We start from the raw sequence: 16647 nt of genomic DNA, 5'->3' as shown, positions 1-16647 counted from the left end.
GTTGTTGTCACTCTAGGGCAGCCGTCCTAAGCCTCCCATCAGAAAAGTAGCCGCGTCGTATAGGACATTTCCCATCTTCAGTGCGGACATCGGCACCCACTCGCTGCCCGACGTTGGGTGATGTCTGTCCACCCGCCCAAAAGTCCACGCAGTTTGCCGTCGGCACCGTAGAACGGCACTGTCCACTGATAAACCTCACGCGGGCCGCTCTTGAACTGCAATCGTCGATAGCAAAAACGCGACTTGCGCGTGTGCAACTGCACCATGAACTCATCATGCAGCATCAGCGCCGTGGCTTCGGGCAATGCATCGACCTCGATCAGCAATCGCCCCTGCACCTGATCCAGTCGAATCGACAGGGCCTCCTCATAACTGCGATTGCACATGATCAGGCGCCCTTGCAAGTCACGGACGAACACCGGATCCGGCATGGAGTCGATCAGCGCATGCTGAAACGCCAGTTGATCGCCCAGATCCTTTTCTGCCGCGCGCCGCAGTTTGATAACTGCCGTCAGTCGCCGATTCCATACCAGCGACAGCAGGCCGAACATGCCAAGCCCGCCCATGCCCCAACAAGCCCATTCGAGCATCTGTTGCCAGACAGACGGCACGGACGCCGGTGCAATACCTTCCAGCCACTTCAGCCGGATCGCCCGCAATTCCGCCGCAGGAAAGGCCTCAAGGGCCTTGTTGAGAATACTCAGAAGCACCGGCATACCTTTGCGCACGGCCAGATTATCGGCTTCCCATTTGCCTTCGACCAGACCGCCGACCTTGAGCAAACCCAAGGGGTAAAGCTGCGCGCCGATTTCGTTTTCAATGGTGGCGTAGGCTTCACCGCTTTCGACCAGCGCACGCGCCTCGGCGTAGGTCTTGACCGAGCGAATCTCGATCAAGGGAAAGTCACGTCTGATCATGTCCTCCAGCGCATGCCGGGCCGGCAGCACCAGCACCCGTTTGCCCAACTGTTCGAAAGACTCCAGCCGGGGCGCATCAGCACGCCCGACGAACACCCAACCAGCACCACCGAATGCGTGGCTGTAATCCAGAAACGACTTGCGCTCCTCGCTCATGGCCAGAGTCGTGCTGATATCTGCCGCTCCGCTTTCGAGGCGCTCGAGTATGTGATCGGTGGAAAACGACTCCTGATGCACGAATTGCAGCCCGGTCATCGCCGCCACTCGCTTGAGCACATCGTTATTCAGGCCGCTCCACTGCCCATGCTCATCCTGAAACAGATACAACGGGTACTGCACCGACGCCACCGTCACTTTCGGGTTGTCACGAATCCATTGGAGCTCGTGTGCAGCCAGTTCGATAGGCTGAACTCTGGACGCCACGGCATCGTCATTCAGCGCCAATTGCGCCGCCACGCTGCAGCGCATCAACCCCAATAATCCGAACAAAAACAACACACCCAGTGCCGGTTTCAAACCTCTATAAAACAGCATTGCCACTTCCTTCGTGATCGACTCACCCGTCCTTCGTGGGTGAAAACCCGAGCAGTGTGGCAGCAGAAACAAAAAAGCCCGTCAGGAGACGGGCTTCAAAATGTGACAGCTTTTACAGGCTTAAAGCGGCTTGCCGCGATTGCCATGCTGGCTGACAAAGGCCTGCACGGCGTTCAGTTCGTTTGGCAGAACGGTGCAACGCTCGTTTCGCTCAAACAAATCAGAAAGATGTGTAGGTAGCTCGAGCGCTTTTCCTACACCGGCTTTCTCCACCGCATCGGGGAATTTAACCGGATGTGCAGTGCCAAGGATCACCATCGGGATATCCAGACTGCGGCGGCACTCGCGCGCAGCCTTGACGCCGATGGCGGTGTGCGGGTCCAGCACTTCACCGGTCTGCTCGTAGACTTCGGCGATGGTTTCACAAGTCTGCGCATCATCCACGGCCAGCGAGTCGAACAGCTTGCGGGCTTCGGTCCAGCGCTCTTGTTCGACGCTGAAACCACCGCCCTGCTTGAACGAATCCATCAAACCGGCGATCGCTGCACCGTTGCGACCGTGCAGGTCGAACAGCAGGCGTTCGAAGTTCGACGACACCATGATGTCCATCGACGGCGACAGCGTGGCGTGCAGGGTGTCCTTGACGTACTGATTGCCGCTCATGAAGCGGTGCAGGATGTCGTTGCGGTTGGTGGCGACGATCAACTGGTTGATCGGCAGGCCCATGTTGCGCGCCAGGTAACCAGCGAAGATGTCGCCGAAGTTGCCGGTTGGCACCGAGAACGATACCGAACGCGCCGGGCCGCCCAACTGCAGGGCTGCGTGGAAGTAGTAGACGATCTGGGCCATGATCCGCGCCCAGTTGATCGAGTTCACCGCCACCAGACGCGTGCCTTTGAGGAAGCTCTGATCGGCGAAGCTCGCCTTGACCATTTCCTGGCAGTCATCGAAGTTGCCTTCAATGGCGATGTTGTGGATGTTCTCACCGAAAATCGTGGTCATCTGGCGACGCTGCACTTCGGACACACGGTTGTGCGGGTGCAGGATGAAGATGTCGACGTTTTCGCAGTGCTTGCAGCCTTCGATGGCGGCCGAACCGGTATCACCGGAGGTGGCACCGACGATCACTACGCGCTCGCCGCGCTTTTCCAGCACGTAATCGAGCAGACGACCGAGCAATTGCAGGGCGAAGTCCTTGAACGCCAGGGTCGGGCCGTGGAACAGCTCCAGCACCCATTCGTTGCCGTTCAGCTGACGCAGCGGCGCAACGGCGCTGTGCGAGAACACGCCGTAGGTTTCTTCGAGAATCTTTTTGAAATCGGCGTCCGGAATGCTGCCGGTAACGAACGGACGCATCACCCGGAAGGCCAGCTCGTGATACGGCAGGCCGGCCCAGGAAGCGATTTCTTCCTGGGTGAAACGTGGCAGGTTTTCCGGAACGTACAGACCGCCGTCGGTCGCGAGACCGGCCAGCAGGACGTCTTCGAAATTCAGGGCCGGTGCCTGGCCGCGGGTACTGATATAACGCATGATTTCAAACCTTCGGTTTGAGCTTCAAGTTACGAGCTACAAGCCGCAAGTAAAAGCCAGACCGCTTTTCTCTTGCCGCTTGCAACTCGAAGCTTGCAGCTGCTTCTGTTTAGTTCAGGTGCTCGACGCGGATCCGTACAACCGGACCGTTGACGCCGGCCAGCGCTTCGAGGGCGGCGATGGCATCGTTGATGCGCTGCTCGACCACGCGGTGGGTCAGCAGGATCATCGGCACCAGACCGTCGTGTTCCTCGACTTCCTTCTGCATGATCGACTCGATGTTGATGCCGCGCTCCGAGAGGATGCTCGCCACCTGAGCGAGAACGCCCGGATGGTCCTTGGCCTGAATGCGCAGGTAGTAAGCGCTTTCGCAGGCTTCGATCGGCAGGATCGGATGGGCCGACAGCGAGTCCGGCTGGAAAGCCAGGTGCGGTACGCGGTTTTCCGGATCGGAAGTCATGGCGCGAACCACGTCGACCAGGTCGGCGATCACCGACGAAGCGGTTGGCTCCATGCCGGCGCCGGCGCCGTAGAACAGCGTCGAACCAGCGGCGTCACCGTTGACCATCACCGCGTTCATCACGCCGTTGACGTTGGCGATCAGGCGATCGGCCGGGATCAGCGTCGGGTGCACGCGCAACTCGATACCGGCGGCGGTGCTGCGCGCCACACCGAGGTGCTTGATGCGGTAGCCCAGCGCTTCGGCGTAGTTGACGTCAGCGGTGGTCAGCTTGGTGATGCCTTCGGTGTAAGCCTTGTCGAATTGCAGCGGAATGCCGAACGCGATGGAGGCCAGAATCGTCAGCTTGTGCGCGGCGTCGATGCCTTCGACGTCGAAGGTCGGATCGGTTTCGGCGTAGCCCAGAGCCTGGGCTTCGGCCAGCACGTCTTCGAAGGTACGGCCCTTCTCGCGCATTTCGGTGAGGATGAAGTTGCCGGTGCCGTTGATGATGCCGGCGACCCAGTTGATGCGGTTGGCGGACAGGCCTTCACGGATCGCCTTGATCACCGGAATGCCACCGGCCACGGCCGCTTCGAACGCCACGATCACGCCCTTCTCGCGAGCCTTGGCGAAAATTTCATTACCGTGAACGGCAATCAGTGCCTTGTTCGCGGTGACCACATGCTTGCCATTCTCGATGGCCTTGAGTACCAGCTCGCGGGCAACGGTGTAGCCGCCCATCAGCTCTATGACGATGTCGATCTCAGGGTTCGTGGCCACTTCGAAGACATCGCTGGTAATCGCAATACCGGTCGTCTGGAACTGAGGCTTTGGCGTGCGCATGGCAATTTGTGCCACTTCGATTCCACGCCCGGCACGACGAGCAATTTCCTCGGCGTTGCGCTGAAGTACGTTGAAGGTACCGCCACCGACGGTCCCTAACCCACAGATGCCTACTTTGACCGGATTCACTGTGAACTCCCCATAAAACGGCCGACGCGGGGTCGGCCGGAAAACAACCGCGTGCTCGCGGCTCTCTATTGATGGCCCGGCGATGTGGCCGCCAGGCCATGATCGTCAGCGGCTGACCGTGACGATGCGAATTTACTTCGCGCCCAGTGCCAGTTTGGCGACTTGTGGCGCAGGCTGGTAGCCCGGAATCACTTGTCCGTCAGCCAAAACGATGGCCGGTGTACCGTTCACGCCGATCGACTGACCTAGGGCGAACTGCTTGGAAACCGGGTTATCGCACTTGGCGGCCTTGATTTCCTTGCCATCGACCATTTTGTCCATGGCGGCTTTCTTGTCTTTCGAGCACCACACGGCTTGCAACTGCTCGTCACCCGGCGAGTTCAGACCCTGGCGCGGGAACGCGACGTAGCGCACTTCGATGCCGCGCTTGTTCAGCTCAGGCACTTCGGCATGCAGCTTGTGGCAGTAAGGGCAGGTGGTGTCGGTGAACACGGTGATGTGCGATTTGGTTTCGCCCACGGCCGGGTAGACAACGGTTTCGGCCACCGGAATGGCATTGATCAGTTTGGAGATGCCCAGGCGTTCGGTCTTCTCGGTCAGGTTGACCGGTTTGCCGTCCTTGAGCTGGAACAGGTAACCCTGAACGATGTACTGGCCATCGGCGCTGGCGTAGAGCACGCGGCTGCCTTTGAGTTTGACTTCGTACATGCCCGGCAACGGGCTGGCGCTGATGCTTTCGACCGGAACCTCGAGTTCGAGTTTTTCCAGGCTTTGACGAATGGCTTTGTCGGCCGCGTCATCGGCGACGGCAAAGGTGCTGACCAACGCAATGGCTGCGGCGGCGAAAATCTGGGTCAGACGCATGAGAACTCCTGAAGGCGGACAAATGGAACGATCAGAACGCCCGTGCCGGAACACCGGGTCATAACCGTCCATCGTGCAAACCGGCAAAGCCTAACACATAAGGTCACGGTGGCCGAATGCGCCTGTCGCCACTCATCACCCCCGCCTTATGTAGGAGCTGCCGAAGGCTGCGATCTTTTGATTCTGTTTTTAAGATCAAAAGATCGCAGCCTTCGGCAGCTCCTACAGGGGGAGGTATGGAGTCAGCCGCGCGGGTGGTGTTTGGCGTGCAGATCCTGCAATCGGGCGCGGGCGACGTGGGTGTAGATTTGCGTGGTGGAGAGGTCGCTGTGGCCGAGCAACATCTGCACCACGCGCAAGTCCGCGCCGTGGTTGAGCAAGTGTGTGGCAAACGCATGACGCAAGGTGTGCGGTGACAGCGACTTGCCGATCCCCGCGACCTTGGCCTGATGCTTGATCCGGTGCCAGAACGTCTGGCGGGTCATCTGCTCGCCGCGCTGACTGGGGAAGAGCACATCGCTGGGCCGACCGCCGAGCAGTTCGCCACGGCCATCGCGCATGTAGCGCTCGATCCAGACAATCGCCTCCTCGCCCATCGGCACCAGCCGTTCCTTGCTGCCCTTGCCCATCACCCGCAGCACGCCCTGACGCAAATTGACTTGCTCCAGCGTCAGACTGACCAGTTCGGTCACACGCAGCCCACAGGCGTACAACACTTCCAGCATGGCGCGGTCACGCTGGCCGATCGCTTCACTCAAATCCGGGGCCTTCAACAATGCTTCCACATCGGCTTCTGAGAGCGATTTGGGCAGTGGCCTACCGAGTTGCGGCATGTCGACGCGCAATGTCGGGTCGACGCTGATCATCTTTTCCCGCAGCAAATAGCGATAAAACCCACGCACACCGGAGAGAAATCTCGCTGTGGAACGCGGTTTGTAGTTCTGCTCCAGACGCCAGGCCAGATGATCAAGGATCAGCTCGCGACCGGCGTTGATCAGCTCCAGGTTTTTTTCCTGCAGCCAGCCGTTGAACAGCGCCAGATCGCTGCGATAGGCGCCGCGCGTGTTGTCGGACAGGCCTTTCTCCAACCATAAAGCGTCGAGGAATTGGTCAATCAATGGATGGTCGATGGCAGGCATGGGCGCTCAAGTCACACAGCCTCAAGGACTGTGCGCAAATGTAGAGTGAACTGTAGGAATGGGCGCTAGTCTTTCATAGCCCGCTATTTCAAGGAACAGGGAGCATCAATGAACGAGCAGCAAATTCTCTTGGCATTTGGCGGGATTGGCGCGGCGGCGCTGGGGTGCCAATGGCTGGCCTGGCGCCTGAAGCTGCCGGCGATTCTGTTCCTGTTGTTGACCGGTATTCTTGTAGGTCCGGTGCTGGGCTGGCTCGATCCGCAGGAAATGTTCGGGCCGCTGTTGATGCCGCTGGTGTCGCTGGCCGTCGCGCTGATTCTGTTCGAGGGCAGCCTGACCCTGCACCTGTCGGAGTGGAAGGAGATCGGCAGCGTCGTCCATCGCCTGGTGACCATTGGTGCGATCTCGACCTGGATCGTCATCGCCGTCGCCACGCATTTCCTGCTCGGTTTCGACTGGATGCTGGCCATCCTGTTCGGCAGCCTGACGCTGGTCACCGGCCCGACAGTGATCGTGCCGATGCTGCGCGTGGTACGACCGAAAGCCTCGATCGCCAACATTCTGCGCTGGGAAGGCATCGTCATCGATCCGATCGGCGCCCTCCTCGCCGTGGTGGTCTACAGCTTCATCATTGCCAGCGCTGAAGGTCATGGCCTCAAGCAGAGTCTGTTCACCTTTGGTGGCGTGATTCTCTGCGGCGCGGTGTTCGGCATTGTCGGTGGCTGGCTGCTCGGCACGGTGATCCGTCGGCAATGGCTGCCGGAGTATCTGCATAACCTCGCTTCGCTGGCGGCGGTGCTGGGGATTTTCATTGCCTCCAACGAAGTGATGCATGAGTCCGGCCTGCTGGCGGTGACGCTGATGGGCATGTGGCTGGCGAACATGAAAGGCGTGGATGTGCGGCACATCCTGCATTTCAAGGAAAACCTCAGCGTGCTGCTGATTTCCGGGTTGTTCATTTTGTTGGCGGCGCGGCTGGATTTGTATGCACTGATCGGGCTGGGGCCGCTGGTGTTGATTCTGCTGTTGGTGATTCAGTTGATTGCCCGTCCGCTGAATGTATTGCTCAGCACGGCCGGCTCCAGCCTGAGCTGGCGTGAGCGCGCGTTGCTGTGCTGGATCGCGCCACGCGGGATCGTTGCAGCGGCGGTGTCGGCGATTTTCGCGATTCGCCTGCATGAAGCCGGACATGAGGGGGCGCTGTTGCTGGTGCCGCTGACGTTTGCGGTGATTATCGGCACCGTTGTCTTGCAAAGCGCGACGGCGCGACCGTTAGCGCGATTGCTGAAGGTCGCGGAGCCTGCGCCGAGCGGTTTCCTGATTGTCGGCGCCAACGGCCCCGCGCGGGAGTTGGGCAAGTCGCTACAGCAACTGGGCAGCCGTGTGCTGCTGACCGATTCGAGCTGGGAGAATATTCGTGCGGCGCGGATGGAAGGTTTGCCGACGTACTTCGGCAATCCGGCCTCGCAGCATGCGGATGCGCATCTGGATCTGGTCGGGCTGGGGCATTTGCTGGCGCTGTCGCCGTCGGGTGAACTCAATACCTTGGCGGCGATGCGCTTTCGGCATGACTTTGGGCATCAGCGTTTGTTCGGTTTGGCCAGCGGCCATGAAAGCCGTCGTAGCGACAAGCACCGCGCCAGCCTTGAGCATCGTGGCAATCAACTCGGTAGCGAGGCGTTCACCTACGCGAAACTGGCCAGCCAGATGGGCCAGGGTGCCGAGTTGTACAGTACGACGCTGACGGATGGTTTTGGCTGGGAGGATTACCGCGCGCTGCATGGTAATCGCGCTACGTTGTTGTTTATGCGCGATGACAGTGGCTGGGTGCATGTGGTGACGCCGGAGACTGCGTTGAAACCGGGATCCGGGTGGACGTTGTTGGCGCTGGTTCAGCCTGAGGCCAGCGGCGCCTGAGCTGACGCCTTCGCGAGCAGGCTCGCTCCCACAGGTTCTGTGCCGGACACAAATATTGTGTTCACCCCGATCACTGTGGGAGCGAGCCTGCTCGCGAATGGCGCAACTCGATATCAGATCAGGCCGCAAACCCTGGCAGCACCGGCACCGGTCGCTTGTCATCATCAATGGCGACAAAGCTGAACTGCCCGTGAATCGCCTTCTCGCGGTTATCACAGCTCATGCTTTCAACAAACACTTCCACCTCGACCTTGAGGCTGGTGTTGCCGACCTTGATCACCTTCCCGACCAACTCGACGATGGAACCGGCCGGGATCGCATGATTGAAGTCGATGCGGTCGGTGGACACGGTTACCAGCGGCAGGCGGCAGAAACGCGTGGCGGTGATGAAGGACACTTCGTCCATCCACGCCAGCGCGGTGCCGCCGAACAGGGTGTTGTGGTGGTTGGTGGTCGGCGGAAAGACGGCTTTGGTTACGCGGGTCACCGAGAGTTCGGTGCGGCGTTCGATTTCCTGGTCGCGGGTGGTCATGGTTCTGGCCTGAAACGAAAGTACGGTGAATAAATTGCAGGCAACAAAAAAGCAGCCCGTAGGCTGCTTTTTTCTGCATCGGAAGCTGGACTTAAGCCAGTTTTTCCTTGATGCGAGCTGCTTTACCCGACAGGTCGCGCAGGTAGTACAGCTTGGCTTTACGTACGTCACCGCGACGTTTAACAGCCATGCTGTCGATCTGCGGGGAGTAGGTCTGGAAAGTACGCTCTACGCCAACACCGTTGGAGATTTTACGAACGGTGAACGCACTGTTCACGCCGCGGTTACGCTTGGCGATTACAACGCCTTCGAACGCTTGCAGACGGGAACGATCGCCTTCCTTCACTTTCACCTGAACGACAATAGTGTCGCCTGGGGCGAAGGTAGGGATTTCTTTGGTCATCTGCTCTGCTTCGAGTGCAAGGATGATTTTGTTGGTCATGCTGTGCTCCTAAGGTAAATCGTTCGATCTACCATCGATACGTTGTTAACTATCGTCCCGCTCGCGGATGTATTCCTCGAGCAGCTTCTTCTCTTCTCCAGAAAGCGAGCGGCTTTCCAGAAGATCGGCGCGTCGTTCAAAGGTCCTACCAAGGGACTGCTGTAAACGCCAACGCCGGATATGCGCGTGATTGCCACTCAGCAACACGTCGGGAACACGCTGATCCGCATACACCTCAGGTCGGGTGTAGTGCGGGCAATCCAGCAGACCATCCGTAAAGGAATCTTCCTCAGCGGAATCCGCATGCCCTAAAGCTCCAGGCAGCAGTCGTGTAACCGCATCGATCAGGACCATGGCCGGCAGCTCACCGCCAGACAGTACATAGTCGCCAATCGACCACTCTTCATCGACATGAGCCTCAATAAAGCGCTCGTCAATGCCTTCATAGCGGCCGGCAATCAGGATCAATGCATCCGATTGTGCCAGCTCGCGTACCGCCGACTGAGTCAGTTGACGGCCTTGGGGGGACAGGTAAATCACCTTCGCCGCCTCCCCGGCTGCTGCCTTGGCCTGAACCAGAGCATCTTCCAGGGGCTTGATCTTCATCACCATGCCCGGACCACCGCCAAACGGGCGATCGTCCACAGTGTGATGCCGATCCGTCGTGTAATCTCGCGGATTCCAACAGGTCAGCTGCAAGAGCCCCTGTTTGACCGCACGACTGGTGATGCCGTAGTCGCCGATGGCGGAAAACATCTCGGGAAACAAACTGATCACTTCTACGCGCAAGTTAGCCACGTTTAGAAGTCCGCGTCCCAATCCACCTTCATCTCGCCCGCGGCCAGGTCGACGGCCAACACGCATTGCTCCGTATAGGGCAACAGGCGTTCGCGATCATCCAGGCTGCCAGCGCAAGGCTTGACGACCATTACATCATTCGCGCCGGTTTCCAGAAGATGATCGATTTTCCCGAGCAGTTGCCCGAGTGTGTCGATGACCTTCAGACCTTCCAGCTGGTACCAGTAGTACTCACCGTCGGTCAATTCAGCGAACAGATTGCGCGGCACGCAGATCTCATAACCGGCCAGAAGACGAGCTTCTTCACGATCATCAAGACCCTTGAGCTTCGCGACCAGGAACTTGTCGCTCCCGCGTCCACTGACCAGCTCGACCTGTTTCACATTGCCTTCGCGCTTGAGCGTCCAGGTTTTGTACTGCAACAGGTTTTCAGTCGGATCCGTAAAGGAATAAACCTTCACTTCGCCGCGAACGCCATGAACAGAATAAATTTTGCCAATAACGATCAAATCATCGGCAACAGCAGGCGTCGCGTTCATATTGCTCAGGCCGCAGCCTTGGCAGATTCCTTCAACAACTGAGCAACGCGCTCAGAAGGTTGTGCACCAACGCTCAGCCAGTAGGCTACGCGCTCTTGGTTCACGGACAGACGGGTTTCCTGACCACGGGCAACAGGGTTGAAGAAACCAACCTGTTCTTTGTGGGAGCCGTCACGCGGGTTACGCGAGTCGGTTACGGTCAGGTGGTAAAACGGGCGCTTTTTGGAGCCGCCAAGGGCAAGACGGATTGTTAGCATGTGAACATCGTTCCTGTAGTCGGTGCTGCAAATCTAAATGCACAGCGGGCATGGGTGCCCGAAAGGCCGCATATTCTAAGGAATATCCGGACTTTTGCAAATGACTTTTTCCGGCGCCTATGGCATGCCGTGCAGATTTGCATATAGAGCCGTCGATGAAAACGGCCAGTCAGCTCCCGCCGAGTGCGGGTTTGCTGTTGATCCTGCGTCCTTGCAGGGTCTGCGCCGGTGCGACGACCGGCGAGATTCTAGTGTCCCGTCTCACCCATTTCGCTCACTTTTGGCGAGTGACTGATGCCCTCAAGCAAGGCGCCGCGACGAGTCATAGCCCGCTATGGCGAGGAGCGGCAACGCAGCATGAGGGCATCAGACGCCGCCATAAGTGAGCAGAATGGGTGAGACGGGACACCTTACATTTTCGGCATGCCGCCGCCGGGCAACATACCGCCCATGCCGCGCATCATTTTCGCCATTCCGCCTTTGGCGGTGAATTTCTTCATCATCTTCTGCATCTGCTTGTGCTGCTTGATCAAGCGACCGATGTCCTGCACCTGAGTGCCGGAACCCATGGCGATCCGACGTTTGCGCGAACCGCTGATCAGCTCAGGGTCGCGACGCTCGGCCGGGGTCATGGAATTGATGATGGCTTCCATCTGTTTGAATTGTTTCTCTGCGGCATTCTGGGCATTGCCCATTTGCGACAGGTTGACGCCGCCGATGCTCGGCAGTTTGTCCATGAGGCCGCCGAGACCGCCCATGTTCTTCATTTGTTGCAGCTGATCGCGGAAGTCTTCGAGGTCGAAGCCCTTGCCCTTCTTCAGCTTCTTGGCCAGTTTGTCGGCCTTGTCCTTGTCGAGGGTCGCTTCAGCCTGTTCGATCAGGCTGAGCACGTCGCCCATGCCGAGAATCCGCGAAGCGATACGCTCAGGGTGGAACGGATCGAGCGCTTCGCTCTTCTCGCCCATACCGATGAACTTGATCGGCTTGCCGGTGATGGCGCGTACCGACAGGGCGGCACCGCCACGGGCGTCGCCGTCGACCTTGGTCAGGATCACACCGGTCAGCGGCAGCGCATCACCGAAGGCCTTGGCTGTGTTGGCCGCGTCCTGACCGGTCATGGCGTCGACCACGAACAGGGTTTCGACCGGGTTGATCGCGGCGTGCAGCGCCTTGATCTCGCCCATCATCTCTTCGTCGATGTGCAGACGACCGGCGGTATCGACGATGACCACGTCGATGAATTTCAGCTTGGCTTCTTTAATAGCTGCGGTGGCGATGTCGACCGGCTTCTGGCTCAGGTCGGACGGGAAGAACGTCACGCCGATGTCGTTGGCCAGGGTTTCCAGCTGTTTAATAGCGGCCGGGCGGTAAACGTCCGCCGACACGACCATGACCGACTTCTTCTTGCGCTCTTTAAGGAAGCGCGCCAGTTTGCCAGCGGTGGTGGTTTTACCGGCGCCCTGCAGACCGGCCATCAGAATCACGGCGGGCGGCACAGCGCTCAGGTTCAAATCTTCGTTGGCCGCGCCCATCAGGCTTTCGAGTTCGGCCTGGACGATCTTCACGAACGCCTGGCCCGGCGTCAGACTGCGCGACACCTCGGTGCCGACAGCGCGCTCCTTGACCGAATTGACGAAGTCCTTGACCACCGGCAGGGCGACGTCGGCTTCGAGCAACGCCATGCGCACTTCACGCAGGGTGTCTTTGATGTTGTCCTCGGTCAGCTTCGCCTTGCCAGTGACATGGCGCAGCGTCTGCGAGAGACGGTCGGTTAAGTTTTCAAACATTGCGCGATCCTTTCAGGCCCTGTGTAGACCGGGATAATGGCGGCCCAGACCGGAATCAACATGTGCTCGGCGAGCCTGCGGCGTGGGCAGGTCGCGGATTATAGCGAAGACTGCGGCTGGCGGACACCTCGCTGTAAGCTTCCTGAGTCTTTCGTGCCATGGCGGTTCTATGCCAAACTCAGCCCCTTTCGGGCCTGCCTAACAGGATTTATGCTCCCCTTGTCACCCAGTTTATTGACCACCCTCGCCGCCGCCCTTCTGTATGCCGCTGCGACCCTTTATCAGAGCACCCGCCTGGCCACCGGCGCCAAGGCGAACAAGCGCCTGCTGGTCAGCCTCGGCGCGCTCGCGGTGGTGGCCCACGCCGCCAGCCTGCTCACGCATCTACTGACCCCGATCGGTCTGGGCCTGGACTTCTTCAGCGCCTCGAGCCTGATCGCGGCGGCGGTGATCGCCCTGACCTTGATCGCCTGCTCGCGCATTCCGGTGGAAAACCTGCTGGTGCTGCTGTTCCCGCTGGGCGCGATCACCGTGCTGCTGGCGCAGTTCGCGCCGACCGGCACCGTGCAGATCATCGATGAAGAGCCGGGCATCCTCGCCCACATTCTATTGTCGATCCTCGCCTACGGCATGTTCACCATCGCGGTGTTCCAGGCCTTGTTGCTGCTGGTGCAAGACCACCAACTCAAACACAAGCACCCGTCCGGGCTGATCAAGAATTTCCCGCCGCTGCAAACCATGGAAAGCCTGCTGTTCGGTTTTCTCTGGGCCGGCTGGACGCTGCTGTCGCTGTCGCTGATTTCCGGCTGGCTGTTCGTCGAGAACCTGTTCGCCCAGCATCTGGTGCACAAGACCTTGCTGGCGTGCCTGGCCTGGATCGTCTTCAGCGTATTGCTGTGGGGCCGCAACCGTCTCGGCTGGCGCGGTCACAAGGCGATTCGCTGGACCCTCGCCGGTTTCTGTCTGCTGATGTTGGCGTATTTCGGCAGCAAACTGGTTCGTGAATACATCCTGCACATCTGACGGGCGGCATAAATGGACGGTTTGCCCTTAGGGCCGATGCTCGCGGTATTTGTCCTGCTGATTTTATGGTCAGGGCTGTTTACCGCCGTCGAAATCGCGCAACAGCACCTGCTCGCGCAACGCACCGCCTCGCGCGCCAGCGATAAGCCGCTGGCGAAGCTGAGCTTCCCGCTCGACAGTCTGATCCTCTGCAACACCTTGTGCCGTGCGCTCGCCGTGGTGATTGCGACGCTGCTGGCGATTTTTCTCTGCGAAGAAAACGGCCCGTGGGCGGCATGCCTCGGTGCGGGTGCGATCCTGCTGGTGTTTGCCGATTACTTCCCGCGTACCGTCGCCCAGCGTTACCCCGATGCGGTGCTGGCGTTCGGCAATACCTTGCTGGCCGCGCCGCTGAAGATTGTTTATCCGTTTGCCTGGCTGTTCAGCCGTATCAGCGGTTTGCTGATGAGCCCGTTTGCTCGCAAAGTTCAGGTCGTGCAGCAAAGCGAAGATGACTCGCCCGCCGATCGCTACGACGATCCAGAGCATCCAGTGCGCGCGCACCCGGTCTCAGGCATTCATGCGCTGGACAACATCACGGTCAACGACATTCTGGTGCCGCGCAGTGACGTCGATGGCATCAACCTCGACGACTCGATCGAAGAAATCATCGAACAACTGCGGCATAACAAGCGCACACGCCTGCCGGTGTTCCATAGCGACATCAATCAGGTTGAAGCGGTGCTCAACACCCGGCAGATCCGGCATCTGCTGAACAACGGTGATCTGACTCGCGAAGCGCTGCTGGCCGCCAGTTACGAACCGTACTTCGTGCCGGAAAGCACGCCACTGCAACTGCAGTTGCTGAACTTCCACAAGCAGCAACGGCGCTTGGGCATGGTCGTGGATGAGTACGGCGAAGTGCTCGGCATCGTGACGCTGGAAGACATTCTCGAAGAAATCGTCGGCGAGTTCGAGAGCGAGCACAGCCTGGATAATCCGCATATTCATCCGCAGGCGGATGGGCGAATGGTGATCGATGGAGCAGCGTCGATCCGTGAACTGAACAAGTGTTTGGGCTGGCACTTGCCGAGCGATGGTCCGAAAACGCTGAATGGTCTGGTGACTGAGGCGCTGGAGACGATTCCCGAGAGCGCGGTTTGCTTGAAGATCGGGCGTTATCGCCTGGAGATTCTTGAAACTGAAGAGAACCGGGTTAGCAAAGTGCTGATTTGGCATACCTCTTCTGTGCCTGCTTTGGTGCCTGCCCGATAGAAAGATCAAAAGATCGCAGCCTGCGGCAGCTCCTACATTTGAAATGCGTTCCCATGTAGGAGCTGCCGCAGGCTGCGATCTTTTTGCTCTTGTTCAATCGTTAGCCCCCTTCCTATAATCGAATCCGCTTACCCAAGCGCCGCCGAACCTCGTGCTTACCCCGCACCCGACAGGTTTCGGCCATTTCATCTGCAATCCGGCGACTGTTCCTACCTGAAACAGCGACCGCGCCTCATCCCACATCCCTGGGTGTTCGACCATAATAATTCGCTCCAACGGAGCTCATGACTGTCAGGGATCACCGCATGACGACCAGTACCGCTTACAGCGAAACCGCGCCTGCCCAACCGACCAACTCCGCCACGCGCGTGGCCACGGCGAGTTTTATCGGCACCGCGATCGAGTTCTACGATTTCTACGTTTACGCCACCGCTGCCGCTCTGGTGATCGGGCCGGTGTTCTTTCCGCAAACCTCCGGCACCGCGCAAATGTTGTCGGCGTTTCTTACCTTCGGCATTGCCTTCCTCGCACGACCCTTGGGCTCGGCGCTGTTCGGCCACTTCGGTGACCGCATCGGGCGCAAATCGACGCTGGTGGCCTCGCTGCTGTTGATGGGCGTGTGTACGACGCTGATTGGCGTGCTGCCGGGTTACGCCACCATCGGGGCCTGGGCGCCGATTCTGTTATGTGTGCTGCGCTTCGGTCAGGGCTTGGGATTGGGTGGCGAATGGGGCGGTGCCGCCCTGCTGGCCACGGAAAATGCGCCGAAAGGCAAACGTGCGTGGTTTGGCATGTTCCCGCAGCTCGGGCCTTCGATTGGTTTTCTCGCGGCCAACGGTTTGTTCCTGACGCTGGCCATGACCCTCGATGACGAGCAGTTCCGCAGCTGGGGCTGGCGCATTCCGTTTCTGCTCAGCGCGGCGCTGGTGATGGTTGGCCTGTATGTGCGCCTGAAACTGCATGAAACCCCGGTGTTCGCCAACGCCATCGCTCGTCAGGAGCGAGTAAAAGTGCCGCTGGTCGAGCTGTTCAGCCAGTATTGGGCACCGACGTTGCTGGGCGCGGCGGCGATGGTGGTGTGCTATGCGCTGTTCTATATCTCGACGGTGTTCTCCCTGAGTTACGGGGTTTCCACACTCGGCTATAGCCGTGAGACGTTCCTCGGGCTGCTGTGTTTTGCAGTGCTGTTCATGGCGGCCGCTACACCGTTGTCCGCTTGGGCCAGCGACCGTTACGGGCGCAAACCGGTGCTGATCATCGGCGGTGTGTTGGCGATTCTGTCGGGTTTTCTGATGGAACCGCTGCTGACTCAAGGTTCGACCTGGGGCGTGGCGCTGTTCTTGTGCATCGAATTGTTCTTGATGGGCGTGACGTTTGCGCCGATGGGCGCGCTGTTGCCTGAGCTGTTTCCGACCCATGTGCGTTATACCGGCGCTTCGGCGGCGTATAACCTGGGCGGCATTGTCGGAGCCTCGGCGGCGCCGTTCTTTGCGCAAAAACTGGTAGCGATGGGTGGTTTGAGTTATGTCGGCGGGTATGTGTCGGCGGCGGCGGTGCTGAGTTTGATTGCGGTGCTGTGTCTGAAGGAAACGCGTGGAAACGATCTGAATCAGGTTGCCTGACAGAAAATCAAAAGCTTCGCGAGCAAGCTCGCTCCCACAGGGTTTTGGGGTTGGTCACAGATTCTGTGTTCACCCAAT

15 protein-coding genes are annotated in these 16647 nt (G+C 59.2%); 4 read left to right on the top strand and 11 right to left on the bottom strand.

Going from position 1 to position 16647, the window contains the following annotated elements:
- Positions 1 to 77 precede the first annotated feature (77 nt).
- The 5 genes from RMV17_RS05260 to xerD all read right to left on the bottom strand — a co-directional run bounded on the left by RMV17_RS05260 (position 78) and on the right by xerD (position 6398).
- Positions 78 to 1451: a transporter substrate-binding domain-containing protein gene (locus RMV17_RS05260; protein ID WP_311885947.1), complete on the bottom strand. Its 1374-nt coding sequence runs from the start codon at positions 1449 to 1451 to the stop codon at positions 78 to 80.
- Positions 1452 to 1571: 120 nt separating this feature from the next.
- Entirely contained in the window at positions 1572 to 2981 is a 1410-nt protein-coding gene (gene thrC / locus RMV17_RS05255; protein ID WP_034154828.1) for a threonine synthase, read from the bottom strand.
- 109 nt (positions 2982 to 3090) lie between these two features.
- Positions 3091 to 4395 carry a homoserine dehydrogenase gene (locus RMV17_RS05250; protein ID WP_175555257.1) on the bottom strand — a complete coding sequence of 435 codons (1305 nt, stop codon included), beginning with the start codon at positions 4393 to 4395 and terminating at the stop codon, positions 3091 to 3093.
- A 132-nt stretch (positions 4396 to 4527) separates the two neighbouring features.
- Positions 4528 to 5259, bottom strand: a complete 732-nt coding sequence (gene dsbC, locus RMV17_RS05245) for a bifunctional protein-disulfide isomerase/oxidoreductase DsbC (protein ID WP_007908974.1) — start codon at positions 5257 to 5259, stop codon at positions 4528 to 4530.
- A 242-nt stretch (positions 5260 to 5501) separates the two neighbouring features.
- Positions 5502 to 6398, bottom strand: coding sequence for a site-specific tyrosine recombinase XerD (gene xerD / locus RMV17_RS05240; RefSeq protein WP_064120586.1), 897 nt, complete (start codon positions 6396 to 6398; stop codon positions 5502 to 5504).
- A gap of 108 nt (positions 6399 to 6506) precedes the next feature.
- Between xerD and RMV17_RS05235 the strand changes: the two genes are divergently transcribed.
- Positions 6507 to 8315, top strand: a complete 1809-nt coding sequence (locus RMV17_RS05235; protein WP_311885946.1) for a sodium:proton antiporter — start codon at positions 6507 to 6509, stop codon at positions 8313 to 8315.
- A gap of 118 nt (positions 8316 to 8433) precedes the next feature.
- On the opposite strand, the gene RMV17_RS05230 is transcribed toward RMV17_RS05235, so the two are convergent.
- The 6 genes from RMV17_RS05230 to ffh all read right to left on the bottom strand — a co-directional run bounded on the left by RMV17_RS05230 (position 8434) and on the right by ffh (position 12670).
- Positions 8434 to 8847, bottom strand: coding sequence for an acyl-CoA thioesterase (locus RMV17_RS05230; protein WP_311885945.1), 414 nt, complete (start codon positions 8845 to 8847; stop codon positions 8434 to 8436).
- 91 nt (positions 8848 to 8938) lie between these two features.
- On the bottom strand, positions 8939 to 9289 hold the full coding sequence (gene rplS, locus RMV17_RS05225) for a 50S ribosomal protein L19 (protein WP_003175895.1): 351 nt from the start codon (positions 9287 to 9289) through the stop codon (positions 8939 to 8941).
- Between the two features lie 45 nt (positions 9290 to 9334).
- Positions 9335 to 10045: a tRNA (guanosine(37)-N1)-methyltransferase TrmD gene (trmD, locus tag RMV17_RS05220; RefSeq protein WP_230669539.1), complete on the bottom strand. Its 711-nt coding sequence runs from the start codon at positions 10043 to 10045 to the stop codon at positions 9335 to 9337.
- A gap of 44 nt (positions 10046 to 10089) precedes the next feature.
- Positions 10090 to 10626 (bottom strand): ribosome maturation factor RimM, encoded by a 537-nt coding sequence (gene rimM, locus RMV17_RS05215; protein WP_034154824.1) that lies wholly within the window; start codon positions 10624 to 10626, stop codon positions 10090 to 10092.
- A gap of 5 nt (positions 10627 to 10631) precedes the next feature.
- Positions 10632 to 10883, bottom strand: a complete 252-nt coding sequence (rpsP, locus tag RMV17_RS05210) for a 30S ribosomal protein S16 (protein WP_016986371.1) — start codon at positions 10881 to 10883, stop codon at positions 10632 to 10634.
- Between the two features lie 410 nt (positions 10884 to 11293).
- A complete protein-coding gene (gene ffh, locus RMV17_RS05205; RefSeq protein ID WP_008081630.1) occupies positions 11294 to 12670 on the bottom strand; it encodes a signal recognition particle protein in 1377 nt (458 codons plus the stop codon).
- A gap of 210 nt (positions 12671 to 12880) precedes the next feature.
- On the opposite strand from ffh, the gene RMV17_RS05200 reads away from it, so the two are divergent.
- From RMV17_RS05200 to RMV17_RS05190, 3 genes are all read left to right on the top strand, one after another.
- A complete protein-coding gene (locus RMV17_RS05200; protein WP_034154823.1) occupies positions 12881 to 13693 on the top strand; it encodes an inner membrane protein YpjD in 813 nt (270 codons plus the stop codon).
- 12 nt (positions 13694 to 13705) lie between these two features.
- The gene (locus RMV17_RS05195; RefSeq protein ID WP_311885944.1) at positions 13706 to 14947 is read left to right on the top strand and encodes a transporter associated domain-containing protein; all 1242 of its coding nucleotides are present in this window, start codon (positions 13706 to 13708) and stop codon (positions 14945 to 14947) included.
- Positions 14948 to 15252: 305 nt separating this feature from the next.
- The gene (locus tag RMV17_RS05190) at positions 15253 to 16569 is read left to right on the top strand and encodes an MFS transporter (protein WP_034154821.1); all 1317 of its coding nucleotides are present in this window, start codon (positions 15253 to 15255) and stop codon (positions 16567 to 16569) included.
- Positions 16570 to 16647 lie beyond the last annotated feature (78 nt).

It is taken from the genome of Pseudomonas sp. VD-NE ins (assembly GCF_031882575.1).
GTDB lineage: Bacteria > Pseudomonadota > Gammaproteobacteria > Pseudomonadales > Pseudomonadaceae > Aquipseudomonas > Aquipseudomonas fluorescens_BZ.
This window is presented reverse-complemented; position numbering and strand designations above follow the sequence as displayed.